Origin of the sequence: Streptomyces koelreuteriae (assembly GCF_018604545.1) — a bacterium.
GTDB lineage: Bacteria > Actinomycetota > Actinomycetes > Streptomycetales > Streptomycetaceae > Streptomyces > Streptomyces koelreuteriae.
In genome coordinates this window covers 5802606-5821419 of the sequence record NZ_CP075896.1, presented here as the reverse complement: position 1 = coordinate 5821419, position 18814 = coordinate 5802606, and the positions used below count along the sequence as shown (strand labels likewise).

Here is an 18814-nt window from a genome sequence, read left to right as displayed (position 1 = left end):
CCCCGGTCTGTGCGTGGTCCCCCGGTCCGTGCGTGGCCCCCCGGGCGGGGGCTGTGCCTCACGCGGGACCGGCGGTGGCGGGGAGGTCCCCGTCCCGGCCGTGTAACAGGGAGCCGTGCCGGGCGTAACACGGCCGAAGCACGCTGAACGGTATGCAGAACACCGCGACGCCCACACACTGCCCGTACTGCGCCCTGCAGTGCGGGATGAACCTGACGCCCGTGCCGGACGGGACCGTCGAGGTGAGTGAGCGCACGGACTTCCCGGTGAACCGGGGCGCGCTGTGCGGCAAGGGCCGTACGGCACCCGCGGTGCTGGCGTCGAGCGTCCGGCTGACCTCGCCGCTGGTGCGTTCCGGAGGCGAGTTGGTGCCCGCCTCCTGGGACGAGGCGCTGGACCGGATCGCGGCCGGGCTGGGCCGTACGCGCGCGGAGCACGGGCCGGACGCGGTCGGGGTGTTCGGCGGGGGCGGGCTGACGAACGAGAAGGCGTACACGCTCGGCAAGTTCGCGCGGGTCGCGCTCGGCACGTCCCAGATCGACTACAACGGCCGTTTCTGCATGTCGTCGGCGGCCGCCGCCGGCATCAAGGCGTTCGGGCTCGACCGGGGGCTGCCGTTCCCGCTGGAGGACATCCCGAAATCGGGCTGTGTGATCCTCGTCGGGTCGAATCTCGCGGAGACCATGCCGCCGTCGCTGCGCTTCTTCCACGAGCTGCGGGAGAACGGCGGCACCCTGATCGTGATCGACCCGCGCCGTACGAAGACCGCCGAGCAGGCGGACCTGCACTTGGCGCCCCGCCCGGGCACGGACCTGGCCCTCGCCCTGGGTCTGCTGCATCTGGTGATCGCCGAGGGGCGGGTGGACGAGGAGTACGTCCAGGAGCGCACGGTGGGCTGGGAGGACGCGCGGGCCGCGGCGATGGCGCACTGGCCGGAGTACGTGGAGCGGATCACGGGGGTGTCCGTTCCCCAACTTCGGGAGACCGTACGGCTGTTCTGCGAGCCGGAGTCGGCGATGGTGCTCACCGCGCGCGGGCCCGAGCAGCAGTCCAAGGGCACGGACACGGTGGGCGCGTGGATCAACCTGTGCCTGGCGACCGGCCGGGCGGGCCGTCCGCTGTCCGGGTACGGCTGTCTGACAGGGCAGGGCAACGGGCAGGGCGGCCGCGAACACGGGCAGAAGGCCGACCAGTTGCCGGGCTATCGCAAGCTCGACGATCCGGCGGCGCGGCGGCATGTCGCCGAGGTGTGGGGCGTCGACCCGGATTCACTGCCGGGCCCGGGGCGCAGTGCGTACGAGTTGCTGGACGCGCTGGGCACCGACATCAAGTCCCTGCTGCTGATGGCGTCCAACCCGGTGGTGTCGGCGCCGCGTGCCGCGCACATCGAGGAGCGCATCAGGTCACTGGACTTCCTGGCCGTGTGCGACGTGGTGCTGTCGGAGACGGCGGCGCTCGCGGACGTCGTCCTGCCGGTCACCCAGTGGGCGGAGGAAACCGGCACGACGACGAACCTGGAGGGCCGGGTCCTGCTCCGCCGCCGGGCGATCACGCCGCCCGAGAACATCCGCAGCGACCTGGAGGTCCTCCACGAACTCGCCGCCCGCCTGGGCGTGGAGAAGGGCTTCCCGACGGACCCCGAGGAGGTCTTCGAGGAACTCCGCCGCGCGAGCGCAGGCGGCCCGGCGGACTACTCGGGGATCACGTACCGCAGGCTGGTGGAGGAGGACGGGGTGTTCTGGCCTTGTCCGGGGGGTGTGGGGGGTGCGGGGGCGGTGGACTCGGTGGAGCCCGGGGATCCTGCCGCCGCCCCGGCGCCGGCACCGGGAAACCCGGCGGGCCTCACGCCCGGCACGCCCGGCACGCCCGGCACGACGGCCGGAGGCCCGGAAGCGCCTGCGGACGCGGCGGCAAACCCGGGAGCGCCTGCGGACGCGGCGGCAAACCCGGCCACGCCCGAAGACGCGGCGGGCGGGCCGGTTGCGCAACGGAGCGCGGCCGGCCGCCCGACCGTCACCGGCGACACGGCCGACGGCGCTCACCCCGGCACCCCGCGCCTCTTCCTCGACCGTTTCGCCACCCCCGACGGACGCGCCCGGTTCGTCGCCGTCTCGCATCGGGCGGTGGCCGAGGAGCCGGACGAGGAGTACCCGGTGCTGCTGACCACGGGGCGGGTCGTGGCGCAGTATCAGTCCGGGGCGCAGACGCGGCGGGTGGCGGAGCTGAACGCCGCCGCGCCCGGGCCTTTCGTGGAGTTGCATCCGCGGCTGGCGGCGCGGCTCGGGGCGGTCGAGGGGGATCCGGTCGCCGTGGTGTCGCGGCGGGGCCGGGCCGTGGCGCCCGCGCGGATCACCAACGCCATCCGTCCCGACACCGTGTTCATGCCCTTCCACTGGCCGGGCGAGGGCCGTGCCAACACCCTCACCAACCCCGCGCTCGACCCGACCTCCCGGATGCCGGAGTTCAAGGCGTGTGCGGTGCGGTTGGAGGCGGTGCGGGGCTAGCGCCGGGTCAGGGACAGGGCCTCGCTCAGGACGGGGATGTCGTCCCGGCTGCGCAGCGCTGTCGCCGCCGTACGGTGGCCGAGGCGGAGCCTGGACGCCTCGTCGAGGTCCGCCAGGACACCGGAGAGATACCCGGCGGCGAACGCGTCGCCCGCGCCGACCGGTTCGACGACCTCGACGGTGAGGGCGGGCGCGAAGGTGACCTCACCCGCGGCGTACGACGTGGCGCCGTGCTCGGCGTCCTTGACGACGACGAGCGGTGCCGGGGCGAGCAGGCTCGCGATGTCGTCGGGGTGGGCCGTGCCCCACAGGGCCTCGGCCTCGTCGCGCCCGACGAACACGAGGTCCGCCGCACGGGCCAGATCCCGCAGCACCGGTGCCGCCTCGGCGTTCCGTCCGCTTCACAGGGCGGGGCGGTGGTTGACGTCGAAGGAGACCAGCGGCCGAGGCCCCGCCGCGCCCCACGGTGTGCGGCGTACGACGATCTCCTCCAGCAGCTGGGCGCAACTGCCCGACAGCGCCGCGGTGATGCCCGACACGTGCACGATCCGCGGCCCCCGCAACTCGGGCGCGCCGGCCAGCTCCGGACCCATATGGGCGGCGGCCGATCCGCTCCGGTAGTACAGGGGGCGGGTGGCGTCCGGGCCCGGGTCCTTGAAGTACACGCCGGTCGGATGGGCCGTATCCACGGCGACGGCGCCCACCTCGAGGCCCCGGGCCGCGAGTTCGGAGCGGATGCGCCAGCCGAACGCGTCGTCGCCCACCCGGCTCAGCCGCAGCATCACCTTGCTGCTCGCGCTCGCCGGGTCCGCCGCGACCGTGAGGGCCTGTTCGGCCTGGTCCAGGGGGAAGCGGTGGGTGATGACCGGGGAGATGTCCAGGCCGTCGCGCAGGGCGGTCAGGGCGTCGTCGATCTCGTCGACGAAACGGTAGGAGCCGATCCAGGTGATCTCCCGGGTCACCAGGTCGCCCAGGACGGCGGGCGCGGCCGTGCCTGGCAGGTTCCCGACCTGTACGACAGTGCCGCCGCGGGCGGTGGCCCGTAGGACCGCTCCCAGCGCGGCCGGTGCGCCGGACGCCTCGAAGACGACGTCGACGTCGTGCGGCAGTTCCTCGCCCCGGGAGCTGGACGAGGCCTTCCACCACGGTCTGATGCGGCTGGGCCTGCACGAGAACGTCTCCCCCGCGGTCTTCGCCGACCAGCATCAGGAGATCTTCGACGCGGTCGTCAGCGGCGACCTCGCCCTGGCCCGCACCGCCATGCGGACGCATCTGCGCGCCGTCTTCAGCGACATCGAGCGGATCCGGGCCCACTCACCCGAGCTCTTCGCCACCGGTTCCTCGTCGGTGCCGGTGCGGCGGAACGTGGTGGTCTGGGAGTAGCGGAGTGAGAGACTCCGACACAGGCCTCGGTGGTGTCCGCACCCGAACTGCGGACACCACCGAGTGTCGTGAGAGGGCGGTTCAGCCCACCTTGACCGCACTCCAGGCGGAGGCCACGGCCTTCTGCTCGGTGCTGCCGCTGCCGTAGAGGTCCTTCGCCGCGTTCAGGGTCGCCTTGCGGGCGGCCGCGTAGTCGGTCGAGGAGGTCATGTAGACCGTCAGGGCGCGGTACCAGATCTTGCCGAGCTTGGCCTTGCCGATCCCCTTGACCGTGGAGCCATTGCAGGTCGGGGAGGAGTGGCTGACGCCGTTGATGGTCTTCGCGCCGCTGCCCTCCGCGAGCAGGTACGCGAAGTGGTTGCCGATGCCCGAGGAGTAGTGCACGTCGAGGTCGGCGGCCTTGTCGCTCCAGCAGTCGGCGGACTTGCCGTCCTTCGACGGCTTGTCCATGCGGCGCAGGGACTCCCGGCCGAGCCCGGAGCGGACGACCTTCTCGCCGATGAGCCAGTCACCGGGATCCTTGGAGTTCTTCGCGTGGAACTCCACCAGCGTGCCGAAGATGTCCGACGTGGCCTCGTTCAGTCCGCCGGACTCGCCCGAGTACGTCAGCGCCGCCGTCTTCGAGGTGACACCGTGGGACATCTCGTGCCCGGCCACGTCCAGCGAGACCAGCGGCCCGAGCTGCTTGCCGTCGCCGTCGCCGTACGTCATGCAGAAGCAGTTGTCGTCCCAGAAGGCGTTGTTGTAGTTCTTGCCGTAGTGGACGCGGTTGAAGGAGCCCTTGCCGTCGCCGGCGATGCCCTTCCGGTTGTGGACGTTCTTGTAGTAGTCCCAGGTGACGTCCGTGCCGTACTGCGCGTCCACGGCCACCGTGGCGCGGTCGGAGGTCTTGCCCGTGGCCCAGTGGTTGTCCGCGTCCGAGAAGAGCGTCGCGGGGGCGCGGGACACGCAGACCGTCAGCAGGCACCGGTCCGTCTTGTTCTCCGCGTCGCCCGTGTACGTGCCGCCGCGCGTCGCATCCTTCAGCCGGTACGACGCCCCGGACTTGGTGGTGTTCAGCCCGACCGTGCCGCCGTAGAGGGACTTGCCGTCGCCCGACACCGTCTCCATCGTGTCCCAGGCGTCTATTCGGTCGCCGGTCGTCGCGTCGGTCAGCACGGTCTGCCCGACGGGGTTGCCGAGTCCGTCGTGCGCGACCGCGTCGGTCTGCCAGGCGAGCTTCGGGGCGCCGTGCAGGGCGTCGACGACCAGGCGCGGCTTGGCGGTCAGCTTCTTCAGGGTCTCGCCGAGGTGTGCGGCGCGCAGCAGGCTCGCGGCCAGGTCGGCGGCCTTCGGGGCGGTCACCTTCGGGGTGACGTCGTCCAGGGACAGCGCGGACTTCGTGGCGCGGTTGGCGCTGCGGTAGGTGCCGTCCGGGTTCAGGTGGACGACGAAGTCGCCGCCGAGGACCGGGAGTCGGTGGTACGTGCGGTCGTAGCGGACGTGCTGGGTACCGTCCTCGTCGACGACCACGTCCCGGACCTTCGTCTCCTGGGCCGAGCCGAGACCCAGTTCGGAGGCCCGGTCGGCGAGGACCGTCTCCGCACTGTCGATCGCGTCGGACCGGGTCGGCCGTTCGTCCGCCTGGGCGGTGGGGGAAAGCACGGCGGCCACCAGGGCGCCGATGCCGGTGGCGGCCACACCTGCGGTGGCGAGACGGGAACCTCGGACGGGACGTATCCGACTCATCGGTCTCCTCATACGGGCACACCCGGTCGCGTGGGGTCGACCGGGGGCGGCGTTGATGTTGACCGCGAGTTAAGGCGGCCCGGACATGGCATGTCCATAGGCCCGTTGTGCAGGTGTGTGAGGGTGCAGAATCGTTCCTGTGACCCTCCCCTTCTTCGTCTACGGCACGCTCCGCCCCGGCGAGGTCAACCACGACCTCTTCCTGCACGGCCGCACCCGCTCCGAGGCCCCGGCACGGCTCGACGACACGGTGCTGTACGCCGGGCCGGGCTACCCCTACGCGGTCGAGGAACCGGGCGGCGGCGACACCGTGACCGGGGAGCTGATCACCGCCCTGCCGGAGTCGTACGGGGCGCTGCTCACGGAGCTGGACCGGCTGGAGGACTACGTGCCGGGGGATCCGCGCAGTCTGTACGTGCGGGTCGAGCGGAAGGTGGTGAGGGTGTCGGACGGGGCGGCGGTGCGGGCCTGGGTGTATGTGGCGGGCCCGGGGGTGGCCGCGCGGCTTCGGGCCGGGGGGACGCGGATTCTGGGTGGGGATTGGCGGGGGCGGGAGTGAGGGGTGTGCGGGGGGGGGTGGGTTTGTGGGGGCGGTGGGTGTGTGGGGGCGCCCGCCTGGACGAGTCGTAGTCGCGGTGCCGGTGGCCTCCGGCGGTAGTGGGAGCGGGGGGAGGTGAGAGCGCGGGCACTCACCGCCGCAGCGGGACGAACATGTGCTGCGAGCGTGCGGGGGGGGGAGGGCGAGTCGAGGTCGCAGCGCCGACGGGCACCGGGCCGGGCGCGACCGCGATGCCGAGTCAGCAGGCCGACGCCGGCGTGGCGGCCGTGGCGATACGCCGAGGCCAATCACCGGGCCAGCCGCGACCGCGACGCCCCAGGTCAGCAGCGGGCCGGCGCGGGCGAGGCGGCCGTCGTACGAGTCGTGCCCCGACGGTCGGTGCCCGTGCGGCCTGCGCGTCAGTCCGCGTACGGGTGGGTCGTCCTCGCGTTGCGCAACGCCTCGCCCCACCAGGCCAGTTGGTCCAGCATGGTCTTGGCTGCGGCGTCCGGGCCGGTGGGGTCCCGTAGGGCGCCCTTGTCATCGAAGGACGCGCCGGCGTTGTGGAAGGAGACGGTGTCGCGGACCGTCACGGCGTGGAGTTCGGCGAAGACCTGGCGGAGGTGCTCCACCGCGCGCAGGCCGCCGGAGAGGCCGCCGTAAGAGACGAGGGCGACCGGCTTGGCCCGCCACTCGGTGAAGTGCCAGTCGATGAGGTTCTTCAGACCCGCCGGGTAGGAGTGGTTGTACTCGGGGGTGAGGACGACGAACGCGTCCGCGCGGGCCAGTTTCGGGGTGATGCCGGAGAGGGTGGCGGTCGCCTCGGGGGTGCGCTCGAAGGACATCGGCAGGTCGGTCTCGGCGACGTCGACGACCTCGGCGACCAGGTCGTCCCGGTCCCGGAGGCGGTCGAGGAGCCAGTCGGCGACGACGGGACCGAAGCGGCCGTGGCGGTTGCTGCCGACGATGAGGGTCACATGGAGGGGCTCTGCATGGGTCGCTGATGCGTTCATACGGCACAGCCTCGTACCTCAACTTTTGTTGAGGTCAAGCCCGGATGTGTCCTCATGCCCGGGTCACCCGTTCACACGTGCTCGGCGGGCTTTTCCGGGACCTGCCCGCAGAACGGCCCTGACCTGCCCGAACACCCCCGGCCGGCCGTCGGGCGGCGCACCCCCTGACACCCATTCACCCCAATTCTGACGCCCCCTCAGAAAGCGCGGCCGCCGCGCTGCCCGTTACCTCGGAAGGGCAGGTGCACGAACGAACCGCTCGAAGGAGCACCGATGCGACGTACCGCCCGGCCGCTGACCGGCACCGTGCTCGCCGTCGCCGCCGCGGCCCTGGCCGCCGCTCCCGCGTACGGGGCCGCCGGTGGCCTGGAGGTCTCCCCCTCCTCTGTGGTCCCGGGCGGGCAGGTCACCGTGCGCACGGCGGCCTGCGGCGACGGCGGTACGGCGACGGGTGACGCCAGCGCGGTCGGGGCCGGTTCCCTCGGCCTGGCACCGGGACCGGACGGCCAGGACGCGACCGGGCGGTTCAGGGTGCCGCCGAGCGCGCAGCCGGGGACGTACGAGATCACCGTGACGTGCGGCGGGAGCGGCCGGGTGGTCACGGGGGATCTGGTGGTCACGCTGACGGCCGTGCGCCAGCAGGTCCATCCCAGGGGGAGTGTGAAGACGGGGGTCGGCGGCACTCTGGGCCCCGATCCCGTACAGACCGCGGCAGGTGTGGCGGCCCTCGCCGTCGCCGCCGCGGGCGGTACCTGGCTCCTGCATCGCCGGGCGAGAGGCGACGGGATCTGACGGACACCCTCCGCTGTCCGTCGCCGGTACCGCATGTCCCCTCCCCCTCCGGGTCCGACGCCCCTCGCGGCCCGGAGGGGGGTACGGGGCCCGCAGGGCTCCTGAAACGCGGAGGGCAGAGGGCAGATCAGGAAAGGGCCCGCCATGCGCAGATTCCCCAGGTACGGCAAGACGTTCGGCAATCCGGCCAACGCCGCCATGGCGGCCGTCACGGTGTTCGCCCTGTGCTCCGGGGCGTGGCTGCTGCGCAGCGGCGCCGAGACGCACGCCCCTCCCCAGCCGTCCGCCGCGCAGGCCCGCGCGAGCCAGGACGGGCGAGACGAGCAGGACAGGCGGGACGGACAGGGCAAGCCGGACGGGCAGGAGGGCCGGGCAGGACAGGCCGGCCGGGCCGGTGAGCGGCATGCCGCGCCCGCGCTGCCGCCCTCGCCGCCCGACCGCATCCGCATCCCGGCGATCCGCGTCGACGCGCCCCTGACCGGGCTCGGCCTGACGCGGACCGGCAGCCTGGACGCACCGCCCGCCGCGCGCGGGAACCTCGCCGGCTGGTACGAGGCCGGCACCACGCCCGGTGAGCGGGGCACCGCGATCGTCGCCGGCCATGTCGACAACGCCGACGGCCCCGCCGTCTTCTACGCCCTCGGCGCCCTCACCAAGGGCAGCACGATCGAGGTGGACCGGCGCGACGGCAGAGTCGCCGTGTTCACCGTGGACGCCGTCGAGGCGTACCCCACGAAGGACTTCCCCGACCAGAAGGTCTACGGCCCCGCCCGCCGCCCCGAGCTGCGGGTCATCACCTGCGGCGGCGGCTACTCACGGGCCACCGGCTATCAGGGCAACGTGGTCGTCTTCGCCCACCTGACCGGGAGCCGGTGAGCTGCCCAGGATGTTGGTTCTCCCCCAGGCACCCAGAGGTTCCAGGGCCTCGTTCAGGGACACGCCCCGCGGCGTCAGCGAGTACTCCACGCGGGGCGGCACCTCGTCGTACGCCTCGCGGTGCACCAGGCCGTCGGCCTCCATCTCGCGCAGATGCGAGGCGAGGACCTTCTCGGTGACGCCCGGCAGCTCCCGGCGCAGTTCGCCGAAGCGGCAGGGCCGCTCGTTCAGCGCCCAGAGGATGAGCACCTTCCACTTGCCGCCGATCACGTCCATCGCCGCGTCGATCCCGCAGATGTACGCACCCGGCCGCCGCACCGTCGTCCCCATGCCCGAGTCCCTTCCCCCGCCGCCGCCTGCATGCTTCCCCCGGGGTAACCACCCACTTCCAAGTGCGTACTTGAGCAGGCCGTTCCCTTGAGACGACCCTAAACGCCATGACTGACAACGCCGTTGTTTCCCGTACGCCCCTCACCCTCCTCGGCGCCGGTGCCATGGGCACCGCCCTCGCCCGCGCCTGGCTCGCCGCCGGTCACCCGGTGACCGTCTGGAACCGCACCCCCGCCCGCGCCGAAGCCCTGGCCGCCGAAGGCGCGACCGTGGCCGCGAGTGCCGCCGAGGCGGTGGCCGCGAACCGCCTCGTGGTCGCCTGCCTGCTCGACGACGCCTCCGTGGGCGACGCCCTGGAAGGGGCCGACCTGGCCGGGCGGGACCTGGTGAACCTCACCACCGGCACCCCGGCCGAGGGCCGTGCCCGCGCCGCCTGGGCCGAAGCCGGCGGCGCCCGTTTCCTGGACGGCGGCATCATGGCCGTACCGCCGATGATCGGGGTCGCGGACTCCGGTGGCTATGTCTTCTACAGCGGCTCCCCCGAGCTGTTCGAGGAGCACCGCGACACCCTCGCCGTCCCGGCCGGCGCCCGCTGGGCCGGGGCCGACCCGGGCTTCGCCGCACTGCACGACGTGGCCCTGCTGAGCGCGATGAGCGGCATGTTCGCCGGTATCACCCACGCCTTCGCGCTGCTCCGCCCGGAGGACATCGCCCCGAAGGACTTCGCCCCGCTGCTCGTGGACTGGCTGACCGCGATGGCACCGGCCGCGCACCAGACCGCCGACCAGTTGGAGAGCGGCGACTACACGAGCAATGTCGTCTCCAACCTCGCGATGCAGGTCGCCGGCAACGCCACCCTGCTGCGCACCGCCGAGGAACAGCGGGTCAGCCCCGAGCTGCTGACCCCGTACATGGCCCTGATGGAGCGGCGCCTCGCCCAGGGGCACGGCGACGAGGACGGGACGGGGATCGTCGAGCTGCTGGCTCAAGATGCCAGCTAGATCCGGCGGGCCCGCTGGACCTTGGACCTGCTGGACCCGCTGGACCTGCTGGACCTGCTGGACCTGCTGGACCCGCTGGACCCGCTGGACCCGCTAGATCTTCTGGTCCCGCTAGACCCGCTTGAAGAGACGTCCCGCGAGGTCGACGCCCGTGATCGTGCCGCTCTCGTCGCGGGAGAAGTAGCCGCGCTGTCCCTGGAGGCCGCCCTCGGTGACGATGTACTCGTCGCCGTCGCCGGGGAGGAAGGCGATGTCGGCGGCCGGGTAGTCCGGGGGCATCTCCTCGTCCGACGCCTCGCGGATCTCCGGCTTGATGCCGACCGCCAGGGTGAGACGGGTGCCGTCGGTGGCGAGGTCGAGGTTCATGGCGTCGATCTCGTAGCGGCCGGCGACCTGCCGGGCCCGTCCCTCGTCGTACGGGAGGGGCTCCACCGTCTTCTCGGTGACGCCGAGGTAGTGCTCGAGCGCCCAGCGCACGACGGACTGGTTGAAGGGGTAGCCGTCGGGGCCGACGTTGGACAGGGAGACCACCGCGAAGTCCCGCTCGGGGACGATGAGCAGCTCGGCGAAGTGGCCGTTGCCCGAGCCGCCGTGGCCGATGCCGTGCAGGCCGTCGAAGTCGTGCAGGAACCAGCAGATGCCGAAGCCGTCGCCGAGGGTGCTGCCGCGCAGGGCGACCGTCTGCTCCCGCATGCGGTGCAGCTCGGCCGCGGGCAGCACGCCCTCACCGTCGCCGAGCTGGAAGCGGGCCCAGCGCAGCAGGTCGCTCACCGAGGAGGCGAGGCCGCCGCCGGGGTTGTCGGCGCGGGCGCCCTCCCTGAAGGCTCCCCAGGGGCGGGCCGCCCGCAGCTCGCCGTCGTCGCCGCGGTTGTAGCCCACGGCGTGCTTGCGGACCATCGCCTCCGACAGTCCGTACACGGTGTCCGTCAGGCCCACCGGCTCCAGGAGCAGTGACGCCATGGCCTGTTCGAAGGGCAGGCCCGTGACCTTCTCGACGACGCGGCCGGCCAGGTTGTATCCGGCCTGGCTGTACGAGGCCCGGGCGCCGGGCGGGGCGATCAGCGGCAGGGCGGGGAGCTTGCGTACGAGCCCGGCCAGGGAGCGGTCGCCCTCGCCGTCGTCGATCAGGTTCCAGTCGAGGCCCGAGGTGTGGTTGAGCAGGTTGAGGACGGTGATCCGCTCCGCGGCCTGCTCGTCGGCCAGCTGCAGTTCGGGCACGTAGCGCCTGACCGGGGCGTCCAGGTCCACCTTCCCTTCGGCGACCAGGCGCATCAGGGCGGTCGCCGTGAAGCTCTTGGAGACCGACGCCAGCGGGAACAGGGTCTTCTCGTCGACCGGCAGCGGGCCGGCGAGGCTGGTCACGCCGTGCGAGGCGTAGAACTCCTGACCGTCCATGAGCACTCCGACGGCCACACCTGGGACGCCGAACTCCATGGCCTGCGTGGTGACGAAATCCGACAGCTTCTCCTGCGTCATGGCTCCCCCTCTGGACACTTGAACTAAGTACGAGTGTGAGCGTAGGCCAGGACTTGAACAAAGTGCAAGAGCTTTCACGGCGGCCGACGGCGGTCGAACGACTTTCATGAACTAAGTGCAAGTACAGTGGTCACCATGCCGCGAGACACACTCACCGCCGACCGGATCGTCCACGCGGCCATCGAGCTGCTGGACGAGGAGGGGCTGGACGGCCTCAACATGCGGAGCCTGGCGAAGCGGCTGGGCTCGGCCGCCACGGCCGTCTACTGGCACATCAAGACCAAGGACGAGCTGGTGCGGCTCGCCAGCGACACGGTCTGGCACGAGGTCGAGCTGCCCGATCCCGACGCCGCCGACGCCGACGCCGACTGGCGGACGGCCGCCACGGCCCAGGCCGAGGGCATGCACGCGATGCTCACCCGGCACCCCTGGCTGGTCCAGGCGTTCGGCAGTCATCTCCTGTACGGGCCCGGTCAGGCCCGGTACAACGACCTGAGCCTCGCGATCTACGAGAAGGCGGGCTTCGCGCCCGAGGACGCGGACCGGGCGGCGGCCGCCGTCTTCACCTTCGTGCTCGGCAGCACGCTCGGGCCCGCCGCCGAGGTCTCGTTGAATCGGCGGCTGGGCAGGAACGGTGCGGATGCCGGGCAGTTGCTGGCCGATGCGGTGGCGCGTGCCGCGGAGACCGCGAGGGAGTTTCCGCGGTTGCGGGAACGCCTCGGTACCAAGGCCGCGGTGGAGTACGCGGCGGCGCCCGACAGCAGTTTCGAGTTCGGGCTCCGGGCTCTTCTCGACGGGTTCGAGGCGCGTCTCGCGGGCGGCTGCGGGGGGTGATGTGCGTGCGTTGTTCGGCTGCGGCGCCGTTGTGGTTGATCGCGCAGTTCCCCGCGCCCCTGACAACAGGCCGTCGTTCGGCCGCGGCGCTGTCGTGATGGGTCGCGCAGTTCCCCGCGCCCCTGGAGGGCCCTGAGGACACAGGACGGTTCAGCCCTGTCTGCGGGCCCTTCGACGAGCGCCCAGCATCACTCGTAGCGAGCCCACCATCGGCGGGGATGCGGACCCGCGCAGCAGTCGGGCGCCCTGCGCGAGCGCCGCGTCCGCGGTGAGCAGTTCGATCTCGGCGACTGCCTCCAACAACACGCCGTTGCGGCTGGCGGTCAGGACGGGCAGTTCCTTGGCCGCCAGCAGGGAGGTGCGCGCCGCTTCTATCTGGCACTCCAACAACTCCCGTACGCCTGGCGATTGGCGCGCCTCCGCGAGGTCCCTCTCCGTCACCGAGAAGCGTGCCAGCGTTTCCGTCGGTATGCCCAGCCGCCCTTCCGCCAGGTCCTCGGCGAGATCGTTGACGAAGTCCAGCCGCTGACTTCCGTCGATGAACATCCGGCACCCGGCCCGGAAGTCCCCGTCCTCGTGCTCCGGCCTCAGCAGGGACGCGACCAGCATGAACGCGGGCAGCGAGTAGGCGTCCACATACGCCTGGTAGTCGGCCTCGGTGGCGAAGCCGGCGAACTCCAACTCGGCGGTGGCGGTGGCCAAGTACTCCTCCACCACCTCCCGGAGGCGCGGGTACGCGGCCGTGGTGTGCAGCAGCGTACGGATCAGCGGATCGTCGCTCACCCCGCTGTCCAGCGCCTTACGCACCTCCTGCTCCCACGCCCCCCACGCCGTGACTCGCTGTGGCTTCGGGCCGGTGTCCAGCAGGTTGTCCCCGTGATGCATCACCGCCGTCGCGGCCACCACATGAGGCAGCACCGCTTTCGGCAACAGCAGACGGGCCGCAAGGTACGAGGCACGTCTGAAACGCGCGACTGACTCCCGCTGAGCGCTGTAGTCCCGCCGGAGCTCCGGCTCCCGTATCCCCGCAACGTCCAGGCTCTGGTTCCACGCACTCATGCGCCGATCGTAGGCAGGGCGAACCTGCCGGTCAGCAGGCCCAGCCGAAGTCACCGCTCGTCCTGCCAGTCATACTCGGGCCCTACAACTCTGTGCGGTACCTCGCCCGGGCTGTGGCCGTCCGAAACCACAGCTACGGGAGAGCCTTAGGCCAGCCACTGTTCGTACGCCAGGTTCGCCACCAGGGCGAACACCACCGTCAGCAGCACGATGCGGACGAAGCCGCTGCCCTTCTTGAGGGCCGTGTGGGCGCCCAGGGTGCCGCCCGCCAGGTTGAAGACGGCCATGAGGGCGGCCAGTTGCCACAGGACCGCGCCCTGCCAGGCGAAGGTGGCGAGGGCGCCCGCGTTGGTGCAGCAGTTGACGATCTTGGCGGTGGCGGAGGCGGAGACGAGGTCGAGGTGGAGGACGGCGGTGAGGGCGAGGACCAGGAAGGTGCCGGTGCCGGGGCCGATGAGGCCGTCGTAGAAGCCGATGCCGAGGCCCGCGAGGCCGATCGCCGCGAGGATCTGGCGGCGGGTGGCCGGACCGGTCGCGGGGGCCGTGCCGAAGGCGGGCCGCAGGATCACGAAGGCCGCCACCGCGAGCAGCACCACCATGATCACCGGCTTGAGGACCTCGGTGCTCATCCCGGCCGCGAAGAAGGCCCCGGCGGAGGATCCGGCGAGGGCGGCGAGACCGATGCGGCCGGCTGTCCTCACGTCCACCGGGGCCTTGCGGGCGTACGTCACCGCCGCGCCCGTCGTGCCGACGATGGCGACCGCCTTGTTGGTGCCGAGCGCGTGCGCGGCCGGTGTGTGCGACGGGAGCCCGAGCAGGAGCACCGGCAGGAGCAGGAGCCCGCCGCCGCCGACCACGGCGTCGATCCAGCCGGCGGCGAGCGCCGCGAGGCAGAGCAGGACGATCATGGTCAGCGATATGTCGGGCATGATCGAGACCCTATGCGAGGCCCTGTGCGAGGCCCCGCGCGTCCCTCACAGCCCGGCTCCGCCGCACGTCGGGAACCCTCACACCCGCCCCCCGCCCCCGCTGAGGGCAGCGTTCCCCGTGGGAAACAGATGTGATGCTGCCGGGTAACACCGGCACCGCACGCTCAAGGGCATGACCTCGAATGAGCGTGTGGTGGTGATCGGCACCGGCCTCGCGGGCGTACGGCTCGCCCGGCGGCTCGGTGAGCTCGGCACGCCCGCGCTGCTGATCGGCGAGGAGGAGCACCGGCCCTACAACCGCGTGCTGCTCGCCGAGGTGCTGGCCGGACGGTACAGCCCCGAGGTGATCGCCCTGCCCGCGCCCGCGGAGCTGACCCGCGGCCGGGTCACCGGCATCGACCGCGACGCGCGCACCGTCGCCTGCGCGGACGGTTCGGTGATCGCATACGACCGGCTGGTGCTCGCCACCGGTTCCAACCCGGTGCTGCCGCCGCTGCGCGGGCTGTTCACCGAGGACCACCGGCTGCCCGAGGGCGTGCACGCCTTCCGGACCATGGACGACTGCCTGGGACTGTCCAAGGCGGTCCGGCCGGGGGCCAAGGCGGTCGTCATCGGCGGCGGGCTCCTCGGGGTCTCCGCGGCCCGCGCGCTCGCCCTGCGCGGCGCCCAGGTCGTGCTCGCCCAGCAGTCCGAGCGGCTCATGGAGCGCCAGCTCGACCCGGCCTCCTCGAAGCTCGTGCAGCGGCATCTGACCGAGCTGGGCGTGGAGGTGCACACCGAGTGCCGCGTACGGGACGTGCGCTGCGTCGGCGGCGCCGTCCGCTCGGTGGAGATGGCCGACGGGTACGCGCTCGACGCGGACCTGGTGGTCGTCGCCTGCGGTGTGCACCCGCGCGTGGGCCTCGCGCAGGACGCCGGGCTCGACGTCCGCAAGGGCGTCGTCGTGGACGACGAGCTGCGCACCTCCGACCCGTACATCCACGCGATCGGCGACTGCGCCCGGCACGACGGCGTGCTCTACGGCCTCGCCACCCCGGCGCTCGAACAGGCCGACGTGCTGGCGGAGTTGCTCGCCGGTGACGCGACCGCCCGGTACACGGGCACGCGTTCGCTGACCCGGCTCACGCTCACGGGACACGACAGTCCCTTCGACCTCGCCGCGTTCGGCGAGACCGAGGCCCTCCCGGGCGACGACGTCGTCCAGCTCGCCGACGCCACGCGCGGCACCTACCGCAAGGTCGTCGTCCGCGACGACCGCCTGGTCGGCGGGGTCCTCGTCGGCGAACTCGGCACCGTCGGCGCGCTCGCCCGCGCCTGGGAGGGAGCAGAGCCGCTCCCCTCCGACGGCGGCCCGCTGCTCCACCTGCTCACCAACGATGGAGGCTCCTGATGACCGCCACCCCGGAGGCCACGGAGGCCACCCCCACGATCGTGCTCGTCGGCCACGGCATGGTCGGCCAGCGCTTCCTCGAAGCGCTCGCCGAGCGCGGCCTGACCGCCACGCACCGCGTGGTCGTGCTCTGCGAGGAGCCGCGTCCGGCGTACGACCGCGTCCAGCTCACGTCGTACTTCGCGGGCAGGTCGCCCGAGGACCTGTCCATGACGGACATGCAGTTCATCGAGGACCACGGCATCGAGCTGCACATCGGTGACCCGGCGGAGACCGTGGACCGGGAGGCCCGCAGGGTCACCGCCCGCTCCGGTCTCGTCGTCGACTACGACGTGCTGGTCCTGGCCACCGGCTCCTACCCGTTCGTGCCGCCGGTCCCGGGCAAGGACGCCGAGGGCTGTTTCGTCTACCGCACGATCGAGGACCTGCTCGCGATCGAGGAGTACGCGAAGAACGCCCAGGTCGGTGCCGTGGTCGGCGGCGGTCTGCTCGGGCTGGAGGCGGCCGGTGCGCTCAAGGGTCTCGGACTGACCTCCCACATCGTGGAGTTCGCGCCCCGGCTGATGCCCGTCCAGGTCGACGACGGCGGCGGCGCGGCCCTGCTGCGCACCATCGAGGAGATGGGCCTGAGCGTCCACACCGGCGTGGGCACACAGGAGGTCGTGGTCGGCGAGGGCGGTGCCGTGACCGGCATGAAGCTGTCCGACGGCTCCGAACTCGCCACCGACCTGGTGGTGTTCAGCGCCGGTGTCCGCCCCCGCGACCAGCTCGCCCGCGACTGCGGTCTGACGGTCGGCGAGCGCGGCGGCATCACGGTCGACGAGCAGTGCCGCACGGTCAACGACCCGCACGTGTTCGCGATCGGCGAGTGCGCGCTGGCCTCCGACGGCCGGGTGTACGGCCTGGTCGCCCCCGGCTACGAGCAGGCCGAGACGGCCGCCGCGACGATCGCCGCCGACGAGGCCGCCTTCACGGGTGCCGACCTCTCCACCAAGCTGAAGCTGCTCGGCGTGGACGTGGCGTCCTTCGGTGACGCGCACGGCACCGCCGAGGACTGCCTGGACGTCGTCTACTCCGACTCCCGCTCCGGCCTGTACAAGAAGCTGGTCATCGGCCGCGACGGCACGCTGCTCGGCGGCATCCTGGTCGGCGACGCGGAGGCGTACGGCACGCTGAAGGCCTTCACCGGCTCGGTCCCGCCGGTCTCCCCCGAGTCGCTGGTGCTGCCCGCCGGGGCCGGGGAGTCCGTGCAGCTCGGCCCGTCCGCGCTGCCGGACGACGCGATCGTCTGCTCCTGCCACAACGTCTCCAAGGGCACGATCCGCGGCGCGGTCACCGACCACCAGTGCGTGACCGTGCCCGAGGTGAAGAAGTGCACCAAGGCCGGCACCGGCTGCGGCTCCTGCGTCAAGGTCCTCGGCCAGCTCGTCAACGCCGAGCTGGAGGCCGGCGGCATCGAGGTCGACAAGGGCCTGTGCGGCTGCTTCGGGCAGACCCGCGAGGAGCTCTACGAGATCGTCCACGCCCTGCGTGTCACCACGTTCCAGGACCTGCTGGACCGGCACGGCCGCGAGGAGGCCCGGGGCGGTGACGGCTGCGAGGTCTGCAAGCCGGCCGTCGGCTCGATCATCGCCTCCCTCGCCCCGACGATCGGCGCGAGCGGCTACGTCCTGGACGGCGAGCAGGCCTCGCTGCAGGACACCAACGACCACTTCCTGGCCAACCTGCAGAAGAACGGCTCCTACTCGGTCGTCCCGCGCATCCCCGGCGGCGAGATCGCCCCGGAGAAGCTGATCGTCATCGGCGAGATCGCCCGCGACTTCGGCCTCTACACGAAGATCACCGGCGGCCAGCGGATCGACATGTTCGGCGCCCGCGTCGAGCAGCTCCCGCTGATCTGGGCCCGGCTGGTCGACGCCGGCTTCGAGTCAGGACACGCCTACGGCAAGTCGCTGCGCACGGTGAAGTCCTGCGTCGGCCAGACCTGGTGCCGCTACGGCGTCCAGGACTCCGTCCGCATGGCCATCGACCTGGAGCTGCGCTACCGGGGCCTCAGGTCGCCGCACAAGCTCAAGTCGGCGGTGTCCGGCTGCCAGCGCGAGTGCGCGGAGGCCCAGTCGAAGGACTTCGGCGTGATCGCCACGGCCAACGGCTGGAACCTCTACGTCGGCGGCAACGGCGGCGCGACCCCGCGTCACGCGGACCTGCTGGCCCAGGACCTGTCGGACGCCGAACTGATCCGTCTGATCGACCGGTTCCTGATGTTCTACATCCGTACGGCCGACCGTCTGGAGCGCACCTCGACCTGGCTGGAGCGGATCCCGGGCGGCCTGGACCACGTACGGGACGTCGTCGTCCACGACTCCCTCGGCATCTGCGACGAGCTGGAGAAGCTGATGCTGGCGCATGTCGCGTACTACCGCGACGAGTGGGCCGAGACCATCAACGACCCCGAGAAGCTGTCCCGGTTCGTGTCCTTCGTGAACGCGCCGGACACCCCGGACCCGGTCGTCGCCTTCGTGCCCGAGCGCGACCAGATGAAGCCCGACCTGCCGCTGCTGTCCATCGGTATGCGACCCGCCGACGTTCTGGAAGGAAGCGCCCAGCGATGACCCTGGCACCCGAGACCACCGAGCTGAAGATCGAACTCGCCCTCGACGGCGACTGGTTCACGGTCTGCGACCTGAGCACGCTGCTCCCCGGCCGCGGGGTGGCGGCACTGCTGCCGGACGGCCGGCAGGCCGCGATCTTCCGTGACCGTTCCGGCGAACTGTTCGCCATCGACAACCGCGACCCCTTCACCGGCGCGGCCGTCCTCTCCCGCGGCCTGACCGGCACCCACCAGGGCCGCCCGTTCGTCGCCTCCCCGCTGCTGAAGCAGCGTTTCGACCTGGCGTCCGGGCAGTGCCTGGACGACGAGGAGGTGCGTGTGACGGCGTACAAGGTGCGCGCCGCTTAGGT

The 18814-nt window shown here is 72.1% G+C and carries 18 protein-coding genes; 10 read left to right on the top strand and 8 right to left on the bottom strand.

The annotated features are described in order from the left end of the window. Positions 1 to 152 precede the first annotated feature (152 nt). Positions 153 to 2504 carry a molybdopterin oxidoreductase family protein gene (locus KJK29_RS26225; RefSeq protein ID WP_215121580.1) on the top strand — a complete coding sequence of 784 codons (2352 nt, stop codon included), beginning with the start codon at positions 153 to 155 and terminating at the stop codon, positions 2502 to 2504. On the opposite strand, the gene KJK29_RS39430 is transcribed toward KJK29_RS26225, so the two are convergent. Beyond that, positions 2501 to 2878 carry a PfkB family carbohydrate kinase gene (locus tag KJK29_RS39430; protein WP_215121579.1) on the bottom strand — a complete coding sequence of 126 codons (378 nt, stop codon included), beginning with the start codon at positions 2876 to 2878 and terminating at the stop codon, positions 2501 to 2503. The genes KJK29_RS26225 and KJK29_RS39430 overlap by 4 nt on opposite strands. Before the next feature lie 27 nt (positions 2879 to 2905). Further along, positions 2906 to 3562: a PfkB family carbohydrate kinase gene (locus KJK29_RS39425; protein WP_370869209.1), complete on the bottom strand. Its 657-nt coding sequence runs from the start codon at positions 3560 to 3562 to the stop codon at positions 2906 to 2908. Here KJK29_RS39425 and KJK29_RS26210 point away from each other — a divergent pair. Beyond that, a complete protein-coding gene (locus tag KJK29_RS26210; protein WP_251057944.1) occupies positions 3540 to 3887 on the top strand; it encodes an FCD domain-containing protein in 348 nt (115 codons plus the stop codon). The genes KJK29_RS39425 and KJK29_RS26210 overlap by 23 nt on opposite strands. An 81-nt stretch (positions 3888 to 3968) precedes the next feature. Here KJK29_RS26210 and KJK29_RS26205 read toward each other — a convergent pair whose 3' ends face one another. After that, positions 3969 to 5615, bottom strand: coding sequence for a M4 family metallopeptidase (locus KJK29_RS26205; RefSeq protein ID WP_215121577.1), 1647 nt, complete (start codon positions 5613 to 5615; stop codon positions 3969 to 3971). 139 nt (positions 5616 to 5754) lie between these two features. Here KJK29_RS26205 and KJK29_RS26200 point away from each other — a divergent pair, with 139 nt between their 5' ends. After that, the gene (locus tag KJK29_RS26200; protein ID WP_215121575.1) at positions 5755 to 6174 is read left to right on the top strand and encodes a gamma-glutamylcyclotransferase family protein; all 420 of its coding nucleotides are present in this window, start codon (positions 5755 to 5757) and stop codon (positions 6172 to 6174) included. Between the two features lie 398 nt (positions 6175 to 6572). On the opposite strand, the gene KJK29_RS26195 is transcribed toward KJK29_RS26200, so the two are convergent. Further along, a complete protein-coding gene (locus KJK29_RS26195; RefSeq protein ID WP_215121574.1) occupies positions 6573 to 7166 on the bottom strand; it encodes an NADPH-dependent FMN reductase in 594 nt (197 codons plus the stop codon). A gap of 273 nt (positions 7167 to 7439) precedes the next feature. Between KJK29_RS26195 and KJK29_RS26190 the strand changes: the two genes are divergently transcribed. Beyond that, a complete protein-coding gene (locus KJK29_RS26190) occupies positions 7440 to 7958 on the top strand; it encodes a hypothetical protein (protein ID WP_215121573.1) in 519 nt (172 codons plus the stop codon). 144 nt (positions 7959 to 8102) lie between these two features. Continuing rightward, positions 8103 to 8834 (top strand): class F sortase, encoded by a 732-nt coding sequence (locus KJK29_RS26185; RefSeq protein ID WP_215121572.1) that lies wholly within the window; start codon positions 8103 to 8105, stop codon positions 8832 to 8834. On the opposite strand, the gene KJK29_RS26180 is transcribed toward KJK29_RS26185, so the two are convergent. Then, positions 8772 to 9164: a winged helix-turn-helix transcriptional regulator gene (locus tag KJK29_RS26180; protein WP_215121570.1), complete on the bottom strand. Its 393-nt coding sequence runs from the start codon at positions 9162 to 9164 to the stop codon at positions 8772 to 8774. The genes KJK29_RS26185 and KJK29_RS26180 overlap by 63 nt on opposite strands. Before the next feature lie 107 nt (positions 9165 to 9271). On the opposite strand from KJK29_RS26180, the gene KJK29_RS26175 reads away from it, so the two are divergent. After that, positions 9272 to 10165 (top strand): NAD(P)-dependent oxidoreductase, encoded by an 894-nt coding sequence (locus KJK29_RS26175; RefSeq protein ID WP_215121568.1) that lies wholly within the window; start codon positions 9272 to 9274, stop codon positions 10163 to 10165. 111 nt (positions 10166 to 10276) lie between these two features. On the opposite strand, the gene KJK29_RS26170 is transcribed toward KJK29_RS26175, so the two are convergent. Next, a complete protein-coding gene (locus KJK29_RS26170) occupies positions 10277 to 11641 on the bottom strand; it encodes a serine hydrolase domain-containing protein (RefSeq protein WP_215121567.1) in 1365 nt (454 codons plus the stop codon). 135 nt (positions 11642 to 11776) lie between these two features. On the opposite strand from KJK29_RS26170, the gene KJK29_RS26165 reads away from it, so the two are divergent. Continuing rightward, a complete protein-coding gene (locus tag KJK29_RS26165; protein WP_215121566.1) occupies positions 11777 to 12475 on the top strand; it encodes a TetR/AcrR family transcriptional regulator in 699 nt (232 codons plus the stop codon). Between the two features lie 150 nt (positions 12476 to 12625). Here the strand turns inward: KJK29_RS26165 and KJK29_RS26160 are convergent, their stop codons facing one another. Together KJK29_RS26160 and KJK29_RS26155 are read right to left on the bottom strand one after the other, a co-directional pair. After that, the gene (locus KJK29_RS26160) at positions 12626 to 13534 is read right to left on the bottom strand and encodes a squalene/phytoene synthase family protein (RefSeq protein ID WP_215121565.1); all 909 of its coding nucleotides are present in this window, start codon (positions 13532 to 13534) and stop codon (positions 12626 to 12628) included. Between the two features lie 146 nt (positions 13535 to 13680). Continuing rightward, positions 13681 to 14463 (bottom strand): sulfite exporter TauE/SafE family protein, encoded by a 783-nt coding sequence (locus KJK29_RS26155; RefSeq protein ID WP_215121564.1) that lies wholly within the window; start codon positions 14461 to 14463, stop codon positions 13681 to 13683. Positions 14464 to 14635: 172 nt separating this feature from the next. Here KJK29_RS26155 and KJK29_RS26150 point away from each other — a divergent pair, with 172 nt between their 5' ends. Genes KJK29_RS26150 through nirD form a run of 3 tightly spaced genes read left to right on the top strand, consistent with a single transcriptional unit; the run spans position 14636 to position 18812 of the window. Then, complete coding sequence (locus KJK29_RS26150; protein ID WP_215121562.1) at positions 14636 to 15853, top strand: NAD(P)/FAD-dependent oxidoreductase; 1218 nt, start codon at positions 14636 to 14638, stop codon at positions 15851 to 15853. Next, positions 15853 to 18465: a nitrite reductase large subunit NirB gene (gene nirB, locus KJK29_RS26145; RefSeq protein ID WP_215121561.1), complete on the top strand. Its 2613-nt coding sequence runs from the start codon at positions 15853 to 15855 to the stop codon at positions 18463 to 18465. Before KJK29_RS26150 ends, nirB begins: the two co-directional genes overlap by 1 nt. Next, positions 18462 to 18812, top strand: coding sequence for a nitrite reductase small subunit NirD (gene nirD, locus KJK29_RS26140; RefSeq protein WP_215121560.1), 351 nt, complete (start codon positions 18462 to 18464; stop codon positions 18810 to 18812). The genes nirB and nirD overlap by 4 nt, the downstream gene beginning before the upstream one ends. The last annotated feature ends 2 nt before the right edge of the window (positions 18813 to 18814 follow it).